This window comes from Pseudomonas sp. LB3P81 (assembly GCF_054897965.1).
Genome location: NZ_JBUBVG010000001.1, coordinates 3,566,829 through 3,588,931 on the forward strand (window position 1 = coordinate 3,566,829; position 22,103 = coordinate 3,588,931).

A 22,103-nucleotide genomic window follows, 5' to 3' on the forward strand; every position below is an offset into this window, starting at 1 on the left:
GCTCCCACATGGGATTTGTGGTGTGGGTGTTATTCGATGAAGGTCACGACGCCGCCAGCAAGGGATTGCACCCGCGCCAAAGACTCAACCCGATAACCCTGCGCATCCAGCTCCGCACGCCCACCCTGGAACGACTTCTCAATCACAATCCCCAGGCCCGCCACGGTTGCGCCGGCCTGTTTGATGATCGAGATCAGCGCCTGCGACGCCTTACCGTTGGCCAGAAAGTCATCAATGATCAGCACGCGGTCGCTGCTGGTCAGGTGGCGCGGGGAGATCGCCACGGTGCTTTCGGTCTGCTTGGTGAACGAGTAAACGGTCGCCGACAGCAGGTTTTCGGTCAGGGTCAGGGACTGATGCTTGCGCGCAAAAATCACCGGCACGCCCAGGTTCAGGCCAGTCATGATCGCCGGGGCAATGCCCGAGGCTTCGATGGTGACGATCTTGGTGATGCCCGAGTCCTTGAACAGCGCAGCGAACTCGTCGCCGATCAGTTTCATCAGCGCCGGGTCGATCTGGTGGTTCAAAAAGGCGTCGACCTTCAGGACCTGATCGGAAAGCACGATGCCTTGTTCGCGAATTTTCTGGTGCAGTGCTTCCATGAAGCGTTCCTCTACTGGCGCCATGTGCGCCTAGCTTGTCAAAAAGTGTTCGGTTAAAAAGTGCTCAATTCTAGCGCTTTAACATCGCGCGTATATCCGCCAATGCGGTATTGCCGCGAACGGCTTTGACTTCAACCGGCGTGTCGTCGGTACCTTCCCAGGTCAGGTCATCCGGCGGCAGTTCATCGAGGAAGCGGCTGGGTGCGCAGTCGATGATTTCGCCGTATTGCTTGCGCTTGGCCGCGAAGGTGAAGGCCAGCGTCTGACGTGCGCGGGTAATCCCGACGTAGGCCAGGCGGCGTTCTTCTTCGATGGTGTCGGCTTCGATGCTGGAGCGGTGCGGGAGGATTTCCTCTTCCATGCCCATGATGAACACGTAAGGAAACTCCAGCCCCTTGGAGGCGTGCAAGGTCATCATCTGCACGCCTTCGGCGCCGTCTTCCTCTTCCTGCTGACGTTCCAGCATGTCGCGCAGGACGAGTTTGCCGATGGCGTCCTCGACGGTCATCTCGCCTTCTTCGTCTTTCTCCAGGGTGTTTTTCAACGCCTCGATGAGGAACCAGACGTTACCCATGCGGTAGTCGGCGGCCTTGTCGCTGGAACTGTTGGTGCGCAGCCAGTTCTCGTAGTCGATGTCCATGACCATGCTGCGCAGCGCCGAGATCGGGTCTTCGCCGGCGCACTGCTCGCGGACCTTGTCCATGAAGCGCTTGAAGCGCGACAGGCGATCGGTGAACCGCGTGTCCAGATGCTCGCCCAGGCCGATTTCGTCGGTAGCGGCGTACATCGAGATCTTGCGTTCGGTGGCGTAGTTGCCGAGCTTTTCCAACGTAGTCGAACCGATCTCCCGGCGTGGGACGTTGATCACTCGCAGGAAGGCGTTGTCGTCATCCGGGTTCACGATCAGGCGGAAGTAGGCCATCAGGTCTTTCACTTCCTGACGTCCGAAGAAGCTGTTGCCGCCGGACAGACGATACGGAATCTGGTGGTGCTGCAGCTTCAGCTCGATCAGCTTGGCCTGATAGTTACCGCGATACAGAATCGCGAAATCGCTGTATGGCCGGTCGGTGCGCAAGTGCAGGGTCAGCAGTTCCACGGCCACGCGCTCGGCTTCGGCGTCTTCGTTGCGGCAGCGGATCACGCGGATTTCGTCGCCGTGGCCCATCTCGCTCCACAGTTGTTTTTCGAACTCATGCGGGTTGTTCGAGATCAGCACGTTGGCGCAGCGCAGGATGCGACTGGTGGAGCGATAGTTCTGCTCCAGCATGACGACTTTCAGGGACGGATAGTCGTCCTTGAGCAGCATCAGGTTTTCCGGGCGGGCGCCACGCCAGGCGTAGATCGACTGGTCGTCGTCGCCGACCACGGTGAACTGGTTGCGCGTGCCGATCAGCAATTTCACCAGCAAATACTGGCTGGCGTTGGTGTCCTGGTATTCGTCCACCAGCAGGTAGCGGACTTTGTTCTGCCACTTTTCGAGGATGTCGGCGTGTTCCTGGAACAGTTTCACCGGCAGCAGGATCAGGTCGTCAAAGTCCACCGCATTGAACGCCTTGAGTGTGCGCTGATAGTGGGTGTAGACGATGGCGGCGGTCTGTTCCTTGGGATTGCGCGCGTTTTCCAGGGCTTCGGGCGGCAGGATCAGGTCGTTTTTCCACGAGCCGATCATGTTCTTGATCTCGTCGACGCCGTCGTCGCCCGAGTATTCCTTCTGCATGATGTCGGTCATCAGGGCTTTGACATCGGTCTCGTCGAAGATCGAGAAGCCCGGTTTGTAGCCCAGCCGCACGTGTTCCTTGCGGATGATGTTCAGGCCCAGGTTGTGAAAGGTGCACACCGTCAGGCCACGGCCTTCGCCGCCCTTGAGCAGGGTGCCGACCCGTTCCTTCATCTCGCGCGCGGCCTTGTTGGTAAAGGTCATGGCGACGATGTACTGGGCGCGAATGCCGCAGTTCTGGATCAAGTGTGCGATCTTGCGCGTGATCACACTGGTCTTGCCGGAGCCCGCGCCGGCGAGCACCAAAAGAGGGCCGCCGACGTAGCTCACGGCTTCTTGCTGCCGGGGATTGAGTCGGGACATACGTAAATTCAGGATTCAGTCACGAAATGGGCCGGCATTTTAACAGGCTCAGCGAATTGTGCTGCTCTCTCCGACTTGTGACGCAACACGCTATCTATATTTGCCGGTTTTGTTACTTTCACGCAGGATGCGCGATGAGTTTGCGTCTAATGTTCGTAATTTCGGATACAAAGGCTTCGTTCGATAACTGATGTCATTTGGTCATTGGTTATCGGCACGGCATAATGCCCGCCGCCTACATCATTGCAGAGTCTAGGGAGCTAGCTTGTCTACGCCTGTCGAACCCTTGCGTTTGCTGCTACTGGCTGAAGAGCCGGCGTGGGCAGCGTTGTTGCGCGAGTGTCTGGCTCCGATGGGGAGCTCGGTCGTGCTCATCAGCGCTCCGAGCTGGGAATCGGTCAGCGCTCTGTTCGATGACAACCGCAGCGCGGTGTTGTTGACGATCCCGGCCCTTCAGCCGGGGGCGGGCCGTTGCAATTTGCCGACGGTGTTGCTGCTCGAGCACGAACCGCTGTTGCCGCCCGATGGCGTGAGCGACTGGTTGGTGCGCGATCATCTCGATTCCGGCATGTTGCGCCGCTGTCTGCGTCATGTGCGTGAGCGCGGCGTGCTGGAAAACACCCTGCAGCGCCTGGCCGAACAAGATCCGCTGACCGGCATCGCCAACCGCCAGGGTTTCCAGACCTTGCTGGCCGCGCGACTGGCGGAAAACGAGGGCCGCGGCCTGGCCCTCGGTCACCTTGACCTCGATAACTTCCGCCACGCCAACGACGCCCTCGGCCACCAGGCCGGCGACCGGTTGATTCTGCAAGTGGTCGCACGGCTGAAAAGCCAGCTCGAGGCGGGCGATCAATTGGCGCGGCTGGGCAGCGATGAGTTCGCCCTGCTGATCGACACCCGCCGCGCGCCGCAACGCGCCGAATGGATGGCGGAACGCATCACCGAAGCGCTGGCCGAGCCTTATTGGGTCGACGGCGAAAGCCTGTTGATCGGTTCCAGCCTGGGTATCGCCCATGCCCGCGCCCAGGCGGGCGCCGACCCGCTGATGTGGCACGCGCACATCGCCATGCAGCAAGCCAAGAGCACTCAAGGCTGCACCTTTCACATTTTCAACGAACGCATCAACCGCAATGCCCGCAGCATGGCCGACCTCGAAAGCGAGCTGCGCCGGGCGTTGCGTCGCGATGAGCTGGAACTGCATTACCAGCCACGCCTGAATCTCGAAGACGGCCAGATCGTCGGCCTCGAAGCCCTGGTGCGCTGGCGCCATGCCGAGCGTGGCTTGCTGCCGCCGAGTGAGTTCGTACCACTGGCCGAGCAAAGCGGTTTGATCGTGCCGCTCGGTTACTGGGTCATTTCCCGCGCGTTGCGCGACATGCAGGCGCTGCGCGAACTGGGATTGCCGGCATTGCACATGGCAATCAACCTGTCGTTCCGGCAGTTTCAGGACAGCCAGTTGTTGTCGACCCTGAGCCGGCTGATTACCGAACGCGGCGTCGAGGCGCAATGGCTGGAATTCGAACTGACCGAAACGGCGGTCATGCGCCGCAGCGATCTGGTGAAGCAGACCATGGATGCCCTCGGGCGCTTGGGTGTGCGCTTCTCCCTGGATGACTTCGGCACCGGGTTCTCGTCCTTCGTGCACCTCAACAGCCTGCCGATTGCCTTGTTGAAGGTCGACAAGAGTTTCGTCGGCGGGATGGAGGGGCGCGAAGAGAATCGCAAACTGGTCCATGCGATGATCAACCTGGCGCACAACCTCAATCTCGAGGTCGTCGCCGAAGGTGTCGAAACGCTGGAGCAGATGGAACTGTTGCGCGGCTTTGGCTGCGATCAGGTGCAAGGGTATCTGATCAGCAAGCCGTTGCCGTTGGTGGAGTTGGTTGAGTATTTGACGTTTGACAGTAGTCAGCAGCCTGCACTGGAAGTCGTGGTCTAAACACAAACCCATGTGGGAGCTTTTGTGGCGAGGGAGCTTGCTCCCGCTCGGCTGCGAAGCAGTCGCAAAGCGTTTGGGGCCGCTTCGCGACCCAGCGGGAGCAAGCTCCCTCTCCACACAGGCTCGCTCCCACAGGGACATCATTCAGCCTGAACGGCCTCGAAACGCCGCGATGACGGCTCCCGCCGAATCATCCGCTTCATCTTCCACTCAAACGCCAGCGTCAGGCTCACCGCCGCGCACGCCAATCCCAGCGCCAACCCCCACCAGACGCCCGTCGGTCCCCAGTCCAAATGGAAGGCCATCCACCATGCGGCAGGCGCGCCAATCAGCCAATAGCAACCCAGTCCGACCAGGAACGTGGTCTTGGCGTCCTTGAGCCCGCGAATGCAGCCCATGGCGATGGTCTGCGTACCGTCGAACAGCTCGAACCACGCCGCTACCGCCAGCAGGCTTACAGCCAATTCGATGACGGGGCGGAAGGCCGGGTCGTTGTGGTCCAGGAACAGGCCGATCAACTGATTCGGCAGCAACCAGAAGACCATCGCGAAGGCGAGCATTGCCGCCGCGCCAAACGCGATCCCGACCCGTCCGGCCAGTCTCGCGTCCAACAGTTGCCCGGCGCCGTAATGCTGGCCGATACGCATGGTGATCGCATAGGAAAGCCCCGCCGGAATCATGAACGCCACCGAGACGATTTGCAGCGCGATCTGGTGCGCGCCCAGTTGCGTACTGCCCATGGTGCCCATGCACAGCGCGGCGAAGGCAAACAGCCCGACTTCCACTGCGTAGGTGCCACCAATCGGCAGGCCCAGGCGCCACAACTCTTTAAGATACTGCCGGTTAGGCCGCGACAATCCCTGGCGCAACGGATACGCGTCGTACGCCGGATGCCGCCGAATGTGCAGCGCCAACGCCAGCGCCATAAGGTTGGCGACAATCGCCGTGACCAGACCGATGCCCACCAGGCCCATTTTCGGCAGGCCGAACATCCCGGTGATCAACGCATAGTTGAATACGAAGTTGGCCACCGTGCCGCCAAGGCTGATAACCATCACCGGCGTCGCCCGGCCGATGGCACTGGTGAAACCGCGCAGGGCCATGAAACTCAGGTAGCCGGGCAGGGCGAACGGCAGGATCAGCAGGAACTGCCCGGCGGCCTGAACGTTGGTTTCGGTCTGGCCGAACAGCAGCAAAACCGGTTTGAGATTCCACAGCAGCAACCCGGCGACCAAAGCCATCAACCACGCCAGCCACAAACCGGCCTGGGTCAGCCGCGCCGCGCCGACGATATTGCCCGCGCCCTGACGGATCGCCACCAGGGTGCCAACTGCCGCGATGACACCGATGCAAAAGATCGACACAAACGAATAGGTCGCGGCGCCGAGTCCGCCGCCGGCCAGAGCTTCGGGACTCAGGCGCGCCATCATCAAGGTGTCGGTGAGGACCATCAGCATGTGCGCCAACTGCGAGGCAATCAACGGCCCCGCCAGCCGCAGGATGGCCCAGAGTTCAATACGCGCTGGATGCTGCATGGTCATCACGCTCGATGGTCAAAGAGAACAGGAAAGCGTCGATTCTCGGCGCTCTGCGGGGTTTGCACAAAGGGATAAAAAGGATGGATGGCATGATTAAAACTCATCATGAAGAACTTCTGATAAGTTGACGCGATTGCGCTATAGGAGCTTTCCGAATGTCCCGTCGTCTTCCTCCCCTTTATGCCCTTCGCGCATTCGAAGCGGCGGCGCGGCATAGCTCGTTTACCCGCGCCGCTGAATAGTTGTCGATTACGCAGAGCGCAGTCAGTCGACACATTCGTACGCTCGAAGAGCACTTTGCCTGTCGGCTGTTTCACCGCAGCGGGCGCAATCTGCAACTGACCGAGTCGGCGCGGCTGATCCTGCCCGGCATTCGCGAAGGCTTCACGGCACTTGAACGCGCCTGCAATACCTTGCGCGCCGAGGATGACATCCTGCGCATGAAAGCTCCGTCCACACTGACCATGCGTTGGTTGCTGGCGCGGCTCAGCCGTTTCCGCCATCTGCAACCGGGCAACGAGGTGCAACTGACCAGCGCTTGGATGGACGTCGATTCGGTAGACTTCAACCATGAGCCATTCGACTGTGCCGTCATTCTCAGCAACGGGCATTTTCCACCGGACTGGGAGGCGAGTTTCCTGTTCCCCGAGGAGCTGATTCCAGTGGGCGCGCCCAATCTTCTGAAGGATCAACCGTGGGACGTTGCGCGCCTGGCCAATGCCGAACTGCTGCACCCGACGCCGGACCGGCGTGACTGGCGCAACTGGCTGGAACGCATGGGGCTGACCGATCAGGTGTCGCTCAAGGGCGGACAGGTGTTCGATACGCTTGAACTGGGGATGATTGCTGCGGCCCGGGGTTATGGCGTGTCGATGGGCGATCTGCTGATGGTGGCCGAGGATGTCGCTCAGGGGCGTCTGAGTTTGCCGTGGCCGACTGCCGTTGCGAGCGGTGAGAATTATTACCTCGTCTGGCCGAAAACACGCCCCGGAGGTGAACGCTTGCGACGCCTCAGCGATTTCCTGCAAGGCGAAGCACGGGCGATGAAATTGCCGGATGTCGAGCACTTGTGCTGAATCGATAGAGCCGCACATCCAGTGTGGGAGATTGCTCGCGAATGGCGCGACGCGATTTCGGCACTTATTGAGTCGCCGGCCGATACTGCAACGCCTCGGCCAAATGCTCCCGGGTAATGCCATCGACTTGTTCAAGGTCTGCCAGAGTGCGCGCAACCTTGAGCAACCGATGCGCTGACCGTAACGACAAGGTCAGCCGCTCACAGGCTGTTTCCAGCCATGCCTCGTCGGTTGTGGATAAGTTGCAATGTTTGCGCAGTCCTGGCAGATCGAGAAATGCATTGGCGCAACCCTGGCGTCTATGTTGTCGCTCCCTTGCATCTGCGACCAGAGAAGCGGCTGTAGCGGTGTCGTCACCGGGTTTTACGGCCGGATTCAACGCTGTGGCTTCACGGGCGACAGTCAGGTGCAAATCGATTCGGTCCAGCAACGGACCGGAGAGTTTGTTGCGGTAGCGCTGGACCATGTCCGGTGTACAACTGCATTTGCCGCTCGGTTCGCCAAGATATCCACAGGGGCAGGGGTTCATTGCCGCCACCAGTTGAAAGCGGGCCGGGAAGCGTACGCGATCCTTGGCGCGGGAAATCACGATGTGGCCGGATTCCAATGGCTCTCTCAATACCTCCAATACCTTTCGATCAAACTCCGGAAGCTCATCGAGAAACAGCACGCCGTGATGGGCCAATGTGATTTCGCCAGGCTGCGGTTTCGAGCCGCCACCCACCAATGCTGGTCCGGAAGCGGAATGGTGGGGTTGGCGAAACGGTCGCTGTGGCCAATGACTCAGCGGTACACAACTGGTGACCGATTGAATCGCCGCGACTTCCAGCGCCTCGCTTTCTGCCAACGGCGGCAACAGCCCCGGCAACCGACTTGCCAAAAGCGTTTTCCCTGTCCCCGGCGGCCCGCTGAACAGCATGTTGTGGTACAATACACCCACCTAAACCAATCTGTGTTTGACCGATGACCAGCAGACCGAAGGCCTACAGTTATGTGCGTTTCTCAACTCCAGAGCAGGCAAAGGGAGACAGCCGTCGACGCCAATACAAGGCGGCTATCGAGTACGCAGACAAGCACGATTTGGAGCTTGTAAAGGATAACGACTTCGCTTTTTTGGATGCGGGTGTAAGCGCTTATAGAGGAAGTAACGTCAGTCGGGTGACCAGTAGTCTTGGTCGGTTTTACGACTATGTAAAAGAAGGCAAGATCGCTCCTGGCTCCTACTTGTTGGTTGAATCACTTGATCGGCTCAGTCGGGAACAGGTCACAGAGGCGTTACCACGATTTCTGGACCTTCTAAATAGCGGGATCATTGTAGTTACATTCGGTGATGGAACTGTTTACAAAAAGTCCGCCGAAACAATGCAATTGGTTATGTCAATTTTCCATATGTCGCGTGCTCATTCCGAGTCTTCGGTGAAAGGGCAGAGAGTTTCAGACGCATGGCAGCAGAAACAAGCCTTGGCGCGATCCGAAGGCGTACCCCTTGGGGCTGCATGCCCACAATGGTTATCGTTCGATGGTGAGGCATACAGGGTCATTGCTGAGCGTGCCAATGTTGTGAAAAGAGTGTTTGAACTGACAGTCCAAGGTTACGGGCAGCGAGCGATTGTAAAACTATTCAATAGTGAAGGTGTGCCAGTTTTTGGCACTGAAAAAAGGAACAAATCTGGGTTGTGGGGAAATAGTTCAATCGCCAAGATACTGACGAACAGATCAGTGCTTGGAGAATATCAGCCAAACATTTGGACCGAGGGGCAACGTCGTATTTCTGGTGAGCCAATCAAGAGGTTCTACCCGGAAATAATCGATGATGAATTGTATTATGCGGCGTTGAACGGTCGTAGGTCTCGAAATGTTTCAAAGGTAACGAAGACAACAACCAACTTCAATGTTTGGACAAAAATTGCTGTATGTGCATACTGCAAGTCGCCAATGCATTTGGTTAATAAAGGGAAACCGCCGAAGGGGCAGAAATATCTTCGTTGTTCTACATCTGCGAAGGGGGCGTGTATTAATCGGTCAGTCCGATTAGATGGAAGTGAAATCGTTTTTAAAGAAATGCTTGCCAAGCTGAATATGGCATCATTGATCAAAGATAATGCGCAGTCGTTACGCAAGCGTATTAGCGAGCTTGAAGGAAGGTTAGAATCGGCAAGGGTGAAGCTCGTAGAAGTTTCTGCGTTGCTGCAATCGTACCCCTCAAGAACACTTGCAGAAACCGCTGCAAACATTGAAGGTGACGTGTCAAATATGGAGATTGAGCTTGACCAATGCAAAGTCGATCTTTCATCTGAGTATGTCACCGACAAATTTGATTTCTTCAAGAAGCTTGATTTGATTTCATATGAAGGCCGATATTTGGCAAATCAGCAGGTCCAGCGGCTAGGAGTAAAGGTCTGGATTAAACACGATGATATCCGGGTTCAATATAGTGTGATGGTGGGAGAAGTGCCAAAGTTTATCTATATGGCAGATCATGGACAAGACCCGCTATTTGTACCTTTTTCCATTGAATTACTACGTGCCGGTATCCGTCAGAATGACATGCAATCGACAAAGCTAATAGCTAAGCCTGATGATATGTTGAAAGAAGCGTTATCAGATGAGTCGATGGCAACGTACAAGAATAATGTACCGGGTGAGATTGACGTGCATCAGTTTCGCTTCAGTGCGGCGGATAATGAAGCCGCTAATCAAAAATTATTGAACATCATGGGAAAACAATTTTGGGGTGCTCCGGTGGACGAAGCGTAATGACAGCTGAATGTCCGAATTGATCTTCGCCGGATGGTAACCTAGGGATGGAACCGTTTAACTTCCGGTCCCTAGGAGCGGGCACCACGTTTGATTCGGTAGACCGTTGCAACGCCAACTTCTGCAAGTTTGGCAACGTCTTCCGCAGACATCGTTGGGTGTTTAACCATCAACGCTTTTACCTTTTCCCACTTTTCGACATTCTTTCCCTTTCCCTTCGGTGTCCAATCTGGGTCTGCTAGACGTTTGTTTTCCAAACCTTGCTTGATTCGTTCAACGCGTTTTTCTTGGTCAAGGCGAGCCATCGTCGCCATGAGGTCCAACAGCATGCTGTTGATAACTCCCATGATCTGGCCGGTCATGCCCTTGTCATCAATCAACATGTGAGTGGTAGGTAAATCTGCGATCACAAGGCGTAAGCCCTTTGCTTTGATCTTGGATTTCAGTGTTTCCCAATCGAATTGGGACAGACGGCTTAAACGGTCAACACTTTCACACACGATGCATTCACCGGGTTGGGCTGAATCCAGCAATCGCATTAGTTCTGGACGATCTAACGTTGTCCCACTGACGTGTTCCGAATAAACACCGACAACGACAAGCCCTTTATCATTTACGAATGCATCCAAGCTAGCTTTCGCTCTTAATGCGTCTTGGTCCTTGGTACTAGCCCGAAGGTACAAATGTGCTTTCAATTCCTTTATCCTTTAATGTTGAATTTGATAGACCTATGATAATACGATCATATATCTATCTGCAATAGGCTTTTGATAGTCGGATGACGATCGTTATCGAACTACCAGAAAAGTAGAGCTAAATGAGAGCTGTGGGCGAGGGCGATCTACCTTTAAAGTTGAATGATGGAGTCGATTTGGGTGGACGCTCTGTGATCGCCGGTATCCATTTGGATATGATCCCGCCCACAACGGAACGCACCCGTGATTCGATCTGCGAACGGTCTAAGCGTGTTAAGTGAAGTAGAAGCTAATCCTAGACATCTCGTGTGATAGCTTGGCGTCAGGATTCAACGAGGAACCATCATGGACGTTACCCCTATCCTGCGCTTTCGACCTGTCAGTGCCTCCTTCACCATCGGAAGGGTGCTAGATGGGCCCGTATCACGAACCATAAACATGCGGCTGTCATTGCCTTTCCCGAGCGACGTACTCACACAGGATCGCCGGTCACTACGGGATGTTCATTGGTCTGTGCAGTTTGTGGAACGCCTGCATATCAGTGACAAGGGCAAGAACGAGGGCTTCATCGGCCACGTCTCATACAATGCCCCGTATGACGATGATGACGAACGCATTCCTGAGTCGTGTTCAGCGGATGTAGCGCTCGATCCAGATACGTTCAAAACCCTGCTCGACAGACTGTCGCATAAATCACTTCCGTCCATAATTCATCTCACCACCCGAGGGCTAACATACGGGTACGACCCGGATGGGTGGGAGAAGGTGTGGAACATTGAAGAAAAGCCATGGATTCAAGTTATTGAGGTGGCAATCAATCTAGGGCTGATCGATGGGCCAACAGCAGTCGATGACGCTGAGCCATCTGATGAACCAGCGTATGAACCATTGGCGGTAGAGCCGCCTGCTGACCGCCTAGCAACGATCATGACTGACATGCAACGTGGGCAGGCTAAAGTGATATCGCGTCTTACATGGCTATCAGGCGTCGTTACCCTGATGCTTTTGTATTTTTATTCAAGAGTTCTATGAGAGGGCTTGCTGGCGGGTTCGTAGCGTTTCGAGAAGCACCCAGTGGGTCGGAACAGCGCGGTCCAAATACCCGTTTGGGTTTCAGCTAGAAATTCAATGTGACGCACAACCGTTACGGTTTCACGTCCATCTTTCAGCTCGTGTACATGATCAGGGACCATGGCTAACGGACCTGGCCAAGTGAAACCTATTAACGAGGTTGTGATACCAGCGACGTTGGGTCGTCCTGAGCATTTTTGCGGGCTTCAAAGGTTTGGACCAGCGAGACTAAATCTACGCCGCAGGCAATCGTCCACTCCCGTAGCTGCAATAGGTCCAGCCGCCGACCTTCAACCTCGACCGCAGAGACGAACGCTTGCTTTCTATTCAATCGCGTGGCTAGGTCGATCTGGGTCAATCCGGCGGCAAGGCGGTATTCACGGAGAAGGCCAACCAAAAGTTGGTAATCACCTGTATGGATAGATTTGGGCATATAGCTGGCCGAAAAACGCGCAGCCAGCACCTTATGGTTCAATGTTCAAATACTCGAAAAACGAGTAATCTACTCACCACTCCTAGCCCGTACCCATGGACACTGATATGAAACAATGGATTGCCGCTGTATTCGGTTTGACCTTTACTATGACCGCCAACGCACAGATAGACATGGTGTCAGGGGATTTTGACATTACACCGCAACAAGATTATATGCAGGGTCTGATGTGTAATGATCCTATGATGTTTTTCAAAATCCTTGATTTAGCTGCCCAAGGGCTAGATGAAAATAGCCAAAAAATGAAGGCCCATAAAAAAATCCTTGATCAGCAGATCAACCGTGGAAACTGCGTATCAGTGCCTCCATCATCCGTATGGGTCATCGGCATAAGAACTGCAAAGATTAGTGGCAGCGCCAGACAAGAATCGTTGTATGGACTTGCTAAAGTTCGGGTTCAAGGCCGTACAGGGTACACTTTCCCGGATTACGTTGGTCAGACAGGTCAACTTATAATTCAAACGGGCCGTCAAGATAACCAGAAGAATGGTCGCGGCGTTTATCAATGAGCGGGGGGCTTTGGCTCAAGGCGACATGAAATAGCACCCGCTAAAAGCCTCTGTAAGTTCATGCAGGCGCAGGGCTTTACTGTGGGCCGCCAAGGTATTGGCCTCAGACTAAAACGTGACTGGCGCGCTTGCAGGGGGCTTGTCGGGCGAGCAAATAAATCATGCCGCCATTAACTCTTCCAATACAGTTGTTGGCTTCTGCTTACTTGGCAGTTTGGAAAAGCCAAATCGACGGTGCGTTTCGCCAGTACCGAAATGCTTATCCCTGATTTTGGCAAGATAACTCAGATGATAGAAACACTTTGCAAATTTCGCCGTATCTTCCCGCTTCAGGAAGTGCGGGTTTTTAACAAAGTGCACCGTGCCGCCTGTGAGCTCGTTCCAGCGATCTTCGAACAGTTTCCACATGCCGGTATGACCATCGCTCGAAATCTTCCCCAGAAGACGCTGGAGAGTCTGAAAACCGATAAACAAATGGTAGTGAGACTTTTCTACTTGGCCAACTTCTTTAACCCATCCATGAATGAACCTTTTGTGTTGGCCCCAACCAAACGAACCAAGATCAGCCTTACACATTTTGATGAACCGACTGAGCAATTGATTTTCTAACTTGTTGTTGGTTTGATGATCCCTAGGGAAATGCAAGTCGATGCGAACAATTGTGATACGAGAATGATGTTCTTGAAGGTTAACCAACTGATCATGGATACGCTTTAAAATCACAGGGTACAGGCCGTAGCCCTTGTCTTTACTGGCGTTCACCTGCAAACCATTATATGTATCTTGGAAGCTTTCTTTCATTTTCATTTGTTTGTATTTCCGTTGTTTGGTTTTGCCATCATATCTGGCGTTATTGTATAAAATGCTATTAGGTCTATCTAAGGATCAGTAGATATTACAAAGTTGCACGCAGCAAAATGCCTTCCAAGCCTTAGTGCTGGCTGATTACAGATAGGTTATCAGTTCGACAGAAGAGGTTACGTCTTGTCGCTGTTCACACAGAATAACGTGCAGACGGACGATTCTAAACATTGGGATGAAAAAAATTCAGGCCACACAGAGCTGCGCCGTGAAGCGTGACAGCATTGAACATGCCAGATTCAGTCCCTGGCAGATACCGTCGTTTCAAGCTCTAGGTCAGCTGTAATGATGCCTAATCCCTTGAGCTTATGTAACGTTATCGTGTGAGCAACTTTCAATTGTCCGTAGACGACGCAGTTCGGAGTTTAGTTTCCGGAAAACTCCACTGCCGTTGTTCTGGAACGTAACGCCTACCATCCCAGGTGCTCCGATCAACTAAAAGATCACTTGTGGCAAGCAGTGGGCATGGACAAAAGCTTAAATCAGGGACAAAGGAAAGTTGTTTTTCATACTGGTGATATATGTGTTTTTCTTCGCCGTCATGATTTACAGTGAAATTTCTGTGTCGGCCTTTTACGTTAAACGTTGTGCGGCGTGAAGTAGTCCATAGCTGACTAATGTAATCCTTATCAGTCGGTGAGCTAAGATATACGGCAGAACCTGCATTGTGGATTTGAAGCATGTTAAGTTTGTCAATGTCTGACTTTTCACGAATTTCGATTTGGTCATGTTTGTTGGTCGATACTTTGTAAGCGTTCCTATCATAGAGGAAAACTGCCGACCTAGAATTCAAAGGGTAATAAATCTGAAGTCCAGGATTTCTCATCCCTAGTACTCCGCGATCTGTAATGTTTTTTTGAAAGTAATTGAACATTACTACGGGTGCGTCGCCAAATATTAAATTACGATTCGTTCGGTTTTTAAGAATGGCCATGCCTAAATCTGTCATGAAGTTTGCACTTTTTACAGATTCTATCATCTGGATTTTTTGAAGTTCTTCCATGTTCGGTTTAGCCGTGAAGGATTTCAATATTTCTGAGCGTTCCTCATCTGAGAACTGCTCATTGTTATTGACGGCAATTTCCAAAAACATATTTGCTAATTCTTGCCCTGCTGGCTCCAGGTCAAGTCTAGCTGCCTGAGTTCGTGATCGCTGGAAAATTATACTTTGAAGTACTACTATCACTTCGTCATCTGAAAGTGCCCAGAAGGATTTCTCTTCTTTCAGTTTACGGAGTGGTGGCAAGAAAATCGTTTCCATAGCCTCAATCGCGTCTTCGACGGCTTTGTCACCATAGAAATAACTTTTGGAAGCTTGATCTTTTATTGAAGCTGTTTCTATGAACTTGCCGTCCATTAATCTTATCAGGGAAATAAACTTTCTTTTATCGGAAAAAAACTTGAAGTAATATTGCGGTACGAAATGTTGATTCTTCTTGTCAGCCATAACCACCAACTGAAAATTAGTTTATCTTTGACGAACGGCTACATGTCCCAGGCCGATGCGAACTGTTCAGCAGTTCAGAATGGGATATCATCTTCATCCTCCTGCTTTTTCTTAAAGTATTCTATGTTTACATCATAAAATAGAATTTCTTTGCCTTCGATTTTCTGTGGCGATGATTTCGAAAGAAAAACCACACTACCGTTTTCTATGTCCTTCATTAACTGCATCTCAAAGGAATCGAGGCCGACTGGAAGTAATCTGCGAGTTTTGCCAAGAAGCCCTAGCAAGTTAATAGAAGTGCCCGATTTATGCCATCCGGCACGACGTTCAAGTAACACCAAAAATTCTGCATAACTTTCGACGATGGTTTCCATCCCAGCTGTGCGCTTTTCTAATATGTAAACTGTATTCAGCAGGTGTTCTACTACTTCAAGCGCTACGCGAATGTCCGTAATTGAAGGCTGCTTGATTTCATGTGCAGCATCGTTGCCAAGAAATCTGATCGCATGTAAACGCTTTTTATCGCCATTTGAAACATATCCACCTTTGGCCAATAGGTCGATTCGCCGTTGCAAATTGCTTCCCGAAATGCTTAAGTTATTACAGGTTGCCTCAATGCAGCCCCTTAGTCCGATACTTCCTAATATATTTGCATTGCGACTTAGTGCTTGTACGGTCTGTTGATATATAGTGCTAATCAGCGGCGGTAACAGGTGGGTATGAGTTAATCCACGATGATTTTTCACCACACTGGGGTATACGTCTCTTTGTACGCTATGTAGCATTTCACCATCAACATCCTCATAAATTTCATCAAAGTCTTCATGCATATGTTGAAATGAATAAGTATGACACCCCAGACATCTGACGATCCGCCAAGTAATCAATTGATTTCTTGCCCAATCCTCTATCCGGTCTTCTACTTCAGTGCTGATTTCATGCCGCGTGCTGCGTGCACAGCTACGGCAGTCACTCTTAACAATTTTTGGTTGCATCCCGGCAATACCCTTAGTCCTAAACAATGGCAGGACGCTACTACTGCACCCAAAGATTGTCTAGCCGGATTATTTCATCATATTGCGGTGTTTTGTCACACATCATTAGCAGGTTATGAGCCCCGGCCGCCGCAATCAGCAATGCGCGCTTGGCCGAGAGTTGGCCCTGCACTTCATTCAGGTCTGGATAGGGTTTGCTGGCGTAAAGCAGACCATTGGAAACGTAGGGCTCGACCGGCGTGTGACCATTGAAGTGAGCGACCGCCTCCAGCAAATGATCCACCGCAATGACTTTCAGCCCCGACGCCAGACAAGCCTCCTCGGCATTCGCCCGCGGCACCATCAGCGAACGTCCGGCCTTACGCGCCGCCAGCGCCGCCGGCAACACGCCCCTCACGGCACGCACAGCGCCTGACAGCGCCAACTCCCCCAGACATTCCACATCATCCAGCGTCAACGTCGGCACCTGCACGCTGGCTGACAGAATCCCCAAGGCAATCGCCAGATCGAATCGTCCGCCGTCCTTCGGCAAATCCGCAGGCGCGAGATTCAGCGTGATGCGCCGCGCCGGAAACTGCAGCCCCGAATTGATGATCGCGCTGCGGACCCGGTCTTTGCTTTCCTTCACCGCCGCTTCGGGTAAACCGACCATTGTCAGAGAGGGCAAACCGTTGGCCAGGTGGACTTCGACGGTAACGGCAGGCGCATCCACGCCAATCTGGGCGCGGCTGTGGACGATGGAGAGGGACATGGGTCGTTCCTTGAGCTGTCGGGGGACCGCTTCCTGCGGTTTTTTGAAGGGTAGTCGGGTGAGGAGATTCTGGTGGGATGGGTGAGGGGGCAAACTTTCACTGGATGTTGCGAATGGTTTGGCCTGAATTGCGGGCGAAAAAAAACCGCCTTGATGAGACGGTTTTTTAATTGCAGGCTTTGGTGAGGCCAAGGCCTGCGTATCCTCAGTGGATACACTCGCGTGTGTTGAGGTTATGCATGTTTGATCGACGATGCAAGTATTGCCAGCGCTTGAACGCGTCATACGTCGCCAAACTGAATGCCAACTGGTGTAACGCTCGGCACATCAGAATGAATGATCAAACACTAATGGCTTGATACAACTTGTTAACTTTTTCAGGTCGTTTTACCGCGATAGCCTTTGATGGGCTGCGATACCATTCGCCCCTGACGATGCCCGCTCATCGGGTGGTTCGCGAAGAGTGGCCGGGACCGTAAAGATTTCATGTTCCTCGACACGGTGTGAGAACCGTGCCGGTGCTGTTTTTGGGGAACCCACACCCGGCCGCCTTGGTGGATACGCTCGCGTGTAATCCCGAAGGTGTTCGTACGCCGGAAAGTGCATCGGAGGTTTGGCCCCACGCAAGGAGGGCCAAAATATGTCTAAGTTTCTTAAACATATGTGGCGCCTCGTTAGAAGCGCGTTATGGGCTTTTCGCCTATACGAGTTTCTGCGAGACCATTGGGATGATTCGTTGTAAGGATTGAACCGATGGAAACCGCTCCTGTCTCGGCAGGGGCGGTTTTTTTGTGTCTTTTTGAAAGTCGACGATCTTTCTGCTTCGGAAACTCAAAGCGACAGTAATACTCGTGAAGCCCGCTTCCACCACGACGTCACCGGGCGTCTTGCCTGTTCCCGCTCCGTCATCATCTGCGGTACATCCTGCAACCGAATCCACGGCTGGTTATTCCAGTGCAGCAAACTCAACGACATTTCCGGCCAGTTCAGCAGGTTCAGTATCGGGCGCTCGGGTGAAGTCGGTTGTTGTGCGTCTCTGAGGGCAGGTACGACTTCGTGAGTCAGCCATTCGCGCAGGCCTCGGTATTCGGGGCAGTAGTGGTAGACCAATAATGCGTATACGCCGGATTCGCTGATCAATAGGGTGTTTTCGATGCCGCCGTGGATGAGCATTTGGGCGGATTGGCGTTGGTCAGGGTCAAGTTTTCGAACGGCGCGGTCGTCGAGGTAGAGGCGTAGGAGTCGGCCTAGGTCGCGGGCGCTGAACCAGGGTTGGTTTTCCAGGAGGAGGGCGTGGAGGTGGAGTTTGTGGCGGGTGAAGACGTGTGGGATCAGATAAGCGTCATCGCTATTCATTGATACAGCTCCTCTTGCTTAAAGGGCTGCCCGCAATCGTCGCCAAACAATTGGGTGGCAGTTGTACGCGGGTTGGCGAACCGGAGCAAAAGGAACCCGGCAGACCCGAAGGTCTCCCACGCACAACCGCCATAACTCGAGAATGGTCGTCGTGCTCCTTAAGCTTCCAGGTCGCCAAACCCAGTGCTGAACATTCAGCATCGGGTGAGCTTAGGAACCGGGGCTTTGCGGCGCAATCGGACGGCGGATGAGATCTTTGTAGGACGTTGCCGGGATTTTTGAGGGCTTAAAGATCAAAAGATCGCAGCCTGCGGCAGCTCCTACAGGTGAATCTGAAGGTCGTTCCGACCTTATTCGCGAGCAAGCCCGCTCCCACAGTGGATCGGGTTTCAAAGTGGGATATGCGGTGTTACTCGGTTGGGGGATTCAGCTTTGCTTCAAGCTCCGCGACCTTCGCTTCAAGGCTCTCCAGACGTGCACGAGTGCGGGTGAGCACCACCATCTGACTATCAAACTCTTCCCGGCTCACCAGGTCCAGTTTGCTGAAACCGCTCTGCAACAACGCCTTGAACTGGCTTTCGATTTCGCTTTTCGGCAGTGGGGTGTCGCCGCTGAAGAGGCGGGAGGCGGTGCCGGTCAGGGCGTCGAGGAAGTCTTTGGGTGCGAGCATAGGAAATGTCCTGAAAACAATTGCGGGCAGTGTATCACGCAGTGTCTATAGTCAATTCCGACCGCAGGGATGCACGTTTTTCGCGCATGCGGACGGACGGCGTCGCACTGTTGTTGTGCGTAATGGATCAGGCAATCGCGAGCTGTGGCCTGTAGTAACCGGCAAAGGCTTGATATCAGAGGTTTTTGGCGAGATGGCAAGCTTTCTGCTTAGACGATAGTGACCCATGCACTGATGCAGTCGCTGTGACGAATGCAGTGCGCCAAGCGGAACGGGGAAGTGTTTCGTGCGGAGCGGTTAGCCGGCGTCGGACGGGCAGGTAAGGCCGACGATGCGTTACAAAGCCAGGCACTGCGCTTAGACTTGAACCGGGTTTGTTTTCCTGGGGCAAGTCCACCAATTCGGGAGAGAGTTTTCATGAAGCTAGTCACTGCCATCATCAAGCCGTTCAAGTTGGACGACGTGCGCGAATCGCTGTCCGAGATCGGCGTGCAGGGTATTACCGTTACTGAAGTCAAAGGCTTCGGTCGGCAGAAGGGTCACACCGAACTGTATCGCGGCGCGGAATACGTGGTCGATTTCCTGCCTAAGGTGAAGATCGATGTCGCCATTGACGACAAGGATCTTGACCGGGTTATCGAGGCGATAACCAAGGCTGCCAACACCGGCAAGATCGGTGACGGCAAAATCTTCGTGGTCAATCTGGAACAGGCGATTCGCATCCGTACCGGCGAAACCGATACCGACGCGATCTAAGCCGCCACAAACCCCAACGCCCCAGGAGAAAACAATATGACTCTGCGTAAAATCGCAGGGCTAGGAGCCCTGTTGTCCCTCGTAATGCCCGGCCTGGCCATGGCGGCAGACGAAGTGGCGGCCCCAGTCCTCAATTCCGGCGATACCGCCTGGATGCTGACCTCGACAGTCCTCGTGCTGTTCATGACCATTCCCGGCCTCGCGCTGTTCTACGGCGGCATGGTTCGGTCGAAAAACATTCTTTCCGTGATGATGCAGTGCTTCGCCATTACCGGTCTGATCAGCGTTCTGTGGGTCATTTATGGCTACAGCATCGCGTTCGACACCACCGGCATGGAACAAGGCGTCGTCAACTTCAACTCGTTCGTCGGCGGCTTGGGCAAGGCCTTCCTCGCCGGTGTCACGCCAGCCAGCCTGACCGGTCCTGCGGCGCTGTTCCCCGAGTCGGTGTTCATCACCTTCCAGATGACCTTCGCCATCATCACCCCGGCGCTGATCGTCGGTGCCTTCGCCGAGCGGATGAAGTTCTCCGCCATGCTGATCTTCATGGGCATCTGGTTCACTCTGGTTTATGCACCGATCGCGCACATGGTCTGGTCTGGCAACGGCGGCCTGCTGTGGGACTGGGGCGTGCTGGACTTCGCCGGCGGCACCGTGGTGCACATCAACGCCGGTGTGGCCGGTCTGATCGCCTGCCTGGTACTGGGCAAGCGCAAAGGCTTCCCGACCACCCCGATGGCACCGCACAACCTCGGTTACACCTTGATGGGCGCTGCGATGCTGTGGGTCGGCTGGTTCGGCTTCAACGCCGGCTCTGCCGTAGCGGCCAACGGCACTGCCGGTATGGCAATGCTCGTGACTCAGATCGCAACTGCTGCTGCCGCACTGGGCTGGATGTTTGCCGAGTGGATCACCCACGGCAAACCAAGTGCACTGGGTATCGCTTCGGGTGTGGTCGCCGGTCTGGTTGCTATCACCCCAGCCGCTGGCACCGTGGGCCCGATGGGCGCTCTGGTGATCGGTCTGGCAGCGGGCGTGGTGTGCTTCTTCTGCGCAACTACCCTGAAACGCAAACTCGGTTATGACGATTCCCTGGACGCCTTCGGTGTGCACGGTATCGGCGGTATCCTCGGCGCGATCCTGACCGGTGTGTTCGCCGCACCGGCGCTGGGTGGCTTCGGCACCGTCACCGACATCGCCGCACAAGTCTGGATTCAGTGCAAAGGCGTGGGCTTCACGGTGATCTACACCGCGATCGTCACCTTCATCATTCTCAAGGTACTGGACGTCGTTATGGGCCTGCGTATCACCGAAGAAGAAGAGGCCGTCGGCATCGATCTGGCACTTCACAACGAACGCGGCTACAACTTGTAAACACACGCATAAAAATGTGCCCGGCTTGCCGGGCATTTTTTTGTCTGGAATTTGTCAGTGAAGCAACTGCTGAAAGGTTTTTTCGTACACGTTCAGTGGCGTTTGCGACGGGCGTTTTTCTGCGGCCAATGGCTTACATGATTGAAGGAATATTAGGGCCTTTGTTTTTTCCCAGAGCGCGCTAGAATGCGCCCCGAACGTGCGGAGAACTGTATGTGGCAACAGACTCTGATTACCTTGCGGGCGAGGCCCCGGGGCTTTCATCTGGTAACGGACGAGTTACTCGCCGGCCTGCCTGAACTCAAGGCGTGTCGGGTCGGTCTGTTGCATTTGTGGCTGCAGCATACCTCGGCGTCGTTGACCATCAACGAGAACGCCGATCCGGCGGTACGTCGCGACTTCGAACGATTTTTCAATCGTCTGATCCCACAAGGAACAGACGGCTATGAGCATAACGACGAAGGCCTGGACGACCTCCCGGCGCACTTCAAGGCCAGCGTGCTTGGCTGTCAGCTCAGTTTGCCGATTTCGGCAGGCCGACTGGCGTTGGGGACCTGGCAAGGCATTTACCTGGGCGAGCACCGTGATTATGGCGGTGCCCGTAAAGTCCTCGCCACCGTGCACGGTGAAGGGGCATGAACCGCTGGTCACCAGTGGTTATTGAATTTTTCCGGCGGCTATCGACAGACGGTGAAGCTGGGCTATAACTAATCTGCTTTTCGCAAGTCATGAGGTAGAACATGAGCGACGATGATCTGGAAAACGACGACCTCGAAGTAGGCGACGACGACGAAACCGAAGAAGGCCTGGAAGCAACGACGGACGACGTCGTTGAAGACGACGGCGGTGAAGCGCCCGTTCCGACCGCCAAAGGCAAGGCCAAGGCTGCGGTATCGGTCGATGAGCTGCCGAGCGTCGAAGCAAAAAACAAGGAGCGCGATGCCCTGGCCAAGGCCATGGAAGAGTTCCTGTCCAAGGGCGGCAAGGTGCAGGAAGTGGAGGCCAATGTGGTCGCCGATCCTCCCAAGAAGCCTGACAACAAGTACGGCAGCCGGCCTATCTAAGCACTTGCTTCTTGCTTGCTGAAAAAGCCCGCCGTCGCTGCGGGCTTTTTCATGGGTGGAACAAAAATC

At 54.3% G+C, this 22,103-nt stretch carries 18 protein-coding genes and 3 pseudogenes; 9 read left to right on the forward strand and 12 right to left on the reverse strand.

The genetic code is table 11. From position 1 onward, the window contains the following. Positions 1–29 precede the first annotated feature (29 nt). Together ACYZTL_RS16410 and rep are read right to left on the reverse strand one after the other, a co-directional pair. The gene (locus tag ACYZTL_RS16410; protein WP_010465159.1) at positions 30–602 is read right to left on the reverse strand and encodes a xanthine phosphoribosyltransferase; all 573 of its coding nucleotides are present in this window, start codon (positions 600–602) and stop codon (positions 30–32) included. A gap of 70 nt (positions 603–672) precedes the next feature. Beyond that, positions 673–2,682, reverse strand: coding sequence for a DNA helicase Rep (gene rep / locus ACYZTL_RS16415; protein WP_461952662.1), 2,010 nt, complete (start codon positions 2,680–2,682; stop codon positions 673–675). 265 nt (positions 2,683–2,947) lie between these two features. On the opposite strand from rep, the gene ACYZTL_RS16420 reads away from it, so the two are divergent. Continuing rightward, entirely contained in the window at positions 2,948–4,621 is a 1,674-nt protein-coding gene (locus tag ACYZTL_RS16420; protein ID WP_461952663.1) for a putative bifunctional diguanylate cyclase/phosphodiesterase, read from the forward strand. 140 nt (positions 4,622–4,761) lie between these two features. Here the strand turns inward: ACYZTL_RS16420 and ACYZTL_RS16425 are convergent, their stop codons facing one another. Further along, positions 4,762–6,156, reverse strand: coding sequence for a NorM family multidrug efflux MATE transporter (locus ACYZTL_RS16425; protein WP_461952664.1), 1,395 nt, complete (start codon positions 6,154–6,156; stop codon positions 4,762–4,764). Positions 6,157–6,314: 158 nt separating this feature from the next. Between ACYZTL_RS16425 and ACYZTL_RS16430 the strand changes: the two are divergent. Further along, positions 6,315–7,235, forward strand: a pseudogene (locus ACYZTL_RS16430) (LysR substrate-binding domain-containing protein). 64 nt (positions 7,236–7,299) lie between these two features. Here ACYZTL_RS16430 and ACYZTL_RS16435 read toward each other — a convergent pair. Beyond that, a pseudogene (locus ACYZTL_RS16435) lies at positions 7,300–8,160 on the reverse strand (YifB family Mg chelatase-like AAA ATPase); the annotation flags it as partial. Positions 8,161–8,198: 38 nt separating this feature from the next. Here ACYZTL_RS16435 and ACYZTL_RS16440 point away from each other — a divergent pair. Beyond that, positions 8,199–9,992: a recombinase family protein gene (locus ACYZTL_RS16440; RefSeq protein WP_461952665.1), complete on the forward strand. Its 1,794-nt coding sequence runs from the start codon at positions 8,199–8,201 to the stop codon at positions 9,990–9,992. Positions 9,993–10,063: 71 nt separating this feature from the next. On the opposite strand, the gene ACYZTL_RS16445 is transcribed toward ACYZTL_RS16440, so the two are convergent. Continuing rightward, the gene (locus ACYZTL_RS16445; RefSeq protein WP_461952666.1) at positions 10,064–10,687 is read right to left on the reverse strand and encodes a recombinase family protein; all 624 of its coding nucleotides are present in this window, start codon (positions 10,685–10,687) and stop codon (positions 10,064–10,066) included. Positions 10,688–11,032: 345 nt separating this feature from the next. Between ACYZTL_RS16445 and ACYZTL_RS16450 the strand changes: the two genes are divergently transcribed. Then, the gene (locus ACYZTL_RS16450) at positions 11,033–11,719 is read left to right on the forward strand and encodes a hypothetical protein (RefSeq protein ID WP_461952667.1); all 687 of its coding nucleotides are present in this window, start codon (positions 11,033–11,035) and stop codon (positions 11,717–11,719) included. A gap of 190 nt (positions 11,720–11,909) precedes the next feature. On the opposite strand, the gene ACYZTL_RS16455 is transcribed toward ACYZTL_RS16450, so the two are convergent. Further along, positions 11,910–12,233 carry a helix-turn-helix domain-containing protein gene (locus ACYZTL_RS16455; protein ID WP_461952668.1) on the reverse strand — a complete coding sequence of 108 codons (324 nt, stop codon included), beginning with the start codon at positions 12,231–12,233 and terminating at the stop codon, positions 11,910–11,912. A 65-nt stretch (positions 12,234–12,298) separates the two neighbouring features. Here ACYZTL_RS16455 and ACYZTL_RS16460 point away from each other — a divergent pair, with 65 nt between their 5' ends. Continuing rightward, entirely contained in the window at positions 12,299–12,760 is a 462-nt protein-coding gene (locus ACYZTL_RS16460; protein WP_461952669.1) for a hypothetical protein, read from the forward strand. Between the two features lie 159 nt (positions 12,761–12,919). On the opposite strand, the gene ACYZTL_RS16465 is transcribed toward ACYZTL_RS16460, so the two are convergent. The 6 genes and pseudogenes from ACYZTL_RS16465 to ACYZTL_RS16490 all read right to left on the reverse strand — a co-directional run bounded on the left by ACYZTL_RS16465 (position 12,920) and on the right by ACYZTL_RS16490 (position 18,840). Continuing rightward, entirely contained in the window at positions 12,920–13,567 is a 648-nt protein-coding gene (locus ACYZTL_RS16465) for a YagK/YfjJ domain-containing protein (protein WP_461952670.1), read from the reverse strand. Between the two features lie 388 nt (positions 13,568–13,955). Beyond that, a complete protein-coding gene (locus tag ACYZTL_RS16470) occupies positions 13,956–15,068 on the reverse strand; it encodes a DUF4238 domain-containing protein (RefSeq protein ID WP_461952671.1) in 1,113 nt (370 codons plus the stop codon). Positions 15,069–15,142: 74 nt separating this feature from the next. Next, positions 15,143–16,063: a DUF4145 domain-containing protein gene (locus ACYZTL_RS16475; protein WP_461952672.1), complete on the reverse strand. Its 921-nt coding sequence runs from the start codon at positions 16,061–16,063 to the stop codon at positions 15,143–15,145. Between the two features lie 103 nt (positions 16,064–16,166). Next, a pseudogene (locus tag ACYZTL_RS16480) lies at positions 16,167–16,814 on the reverse strand (magnesium chelatase domain-containing protein); the annotation flags it as partial. Positions 16,815–17,645: 831 nt separating this feature from the next. Further along, positions 17,646–18,170, reverse strand: a complete 525-nt coding sequence (locus ACYZTL_RS16485; RefSeq protein ID WP_461952673.1) for a BRO-N domain-containing protein — start codon at positions 18,168–18,170, stop codon at positions 17,646–17,648. 409 nt (positions 18,171–18,579) lie between these two features. After that, positions 18,580–18,840, reverse strand: coding sequence for an accessory factor UbiK family protein (locus ACYZTL_RS16490; RefSeq protein WP_461952674.1), 261 nt, complete (start codon positions 18,838–18,840; stop codon positions 18,580–18,582). Between the two features lie 417 nt (positions 18,841–19,257). Here ACYZTL_RS16490 and glnK point away from each other — a divergent pair, with 417 nt between their 5' ends. The 4 genes from glnK to sutA all read left to right on the forward strand — a co-directional run bounded on the left by glnK (position 19,258) and on the right by sutA (position 22,034). Continuing rightward, positions 19,258–19,596, forward strand: coding sequence for a P-II family nitrogen regulator (gene glnK / locus ACYZTL_RS16495; protein ID WP_002555808.1), 339 nt, complete (start codon positions 19,258–19,260; stop codon positions 19,594–19,596). Between the two features lie 36 nt (positions 19,597–19,632). After that, positions 19,633–20,970: an ammonium transporter gene (locus tag ACYZTL_RS16500; protein WP_461952675.1), complete on the forward strand. Its 1,338-nt coding sequence runs from the start codon at positions 19,633–19,635 to the stop codon at positions 20,968–20,970. Positions 20,971–21,183: 213 nt separating this feature from the next. Continuing rightward, a complete protein-coding gene (locus tag ACYZTL_RS16505; protein WP_461952676.1) occupies positions 21,184–21,609 on the forward strand; it encodes a secondary thiamine-phosphate synthase enzyme YjbQ in 426 nt (141 codons plus the stop codon). Positions 21,610–21,710: 101 nt separating this feature from the next. Further along, positions 21,711–22,034 (forward strand): transcriptional regulator SutA, encoded by a 324-nt coding sequence (gene sutA / locus ACYZTL_RS16510; RefSeq protein ID WP_461952677.1) that lies wholly within the window; start codon positions 21,711–21,713, stop codon positions 22,032–22,034. The last annotated feature ends 69 nt before the right edge of the window (positions 22,035–22,103 follow it).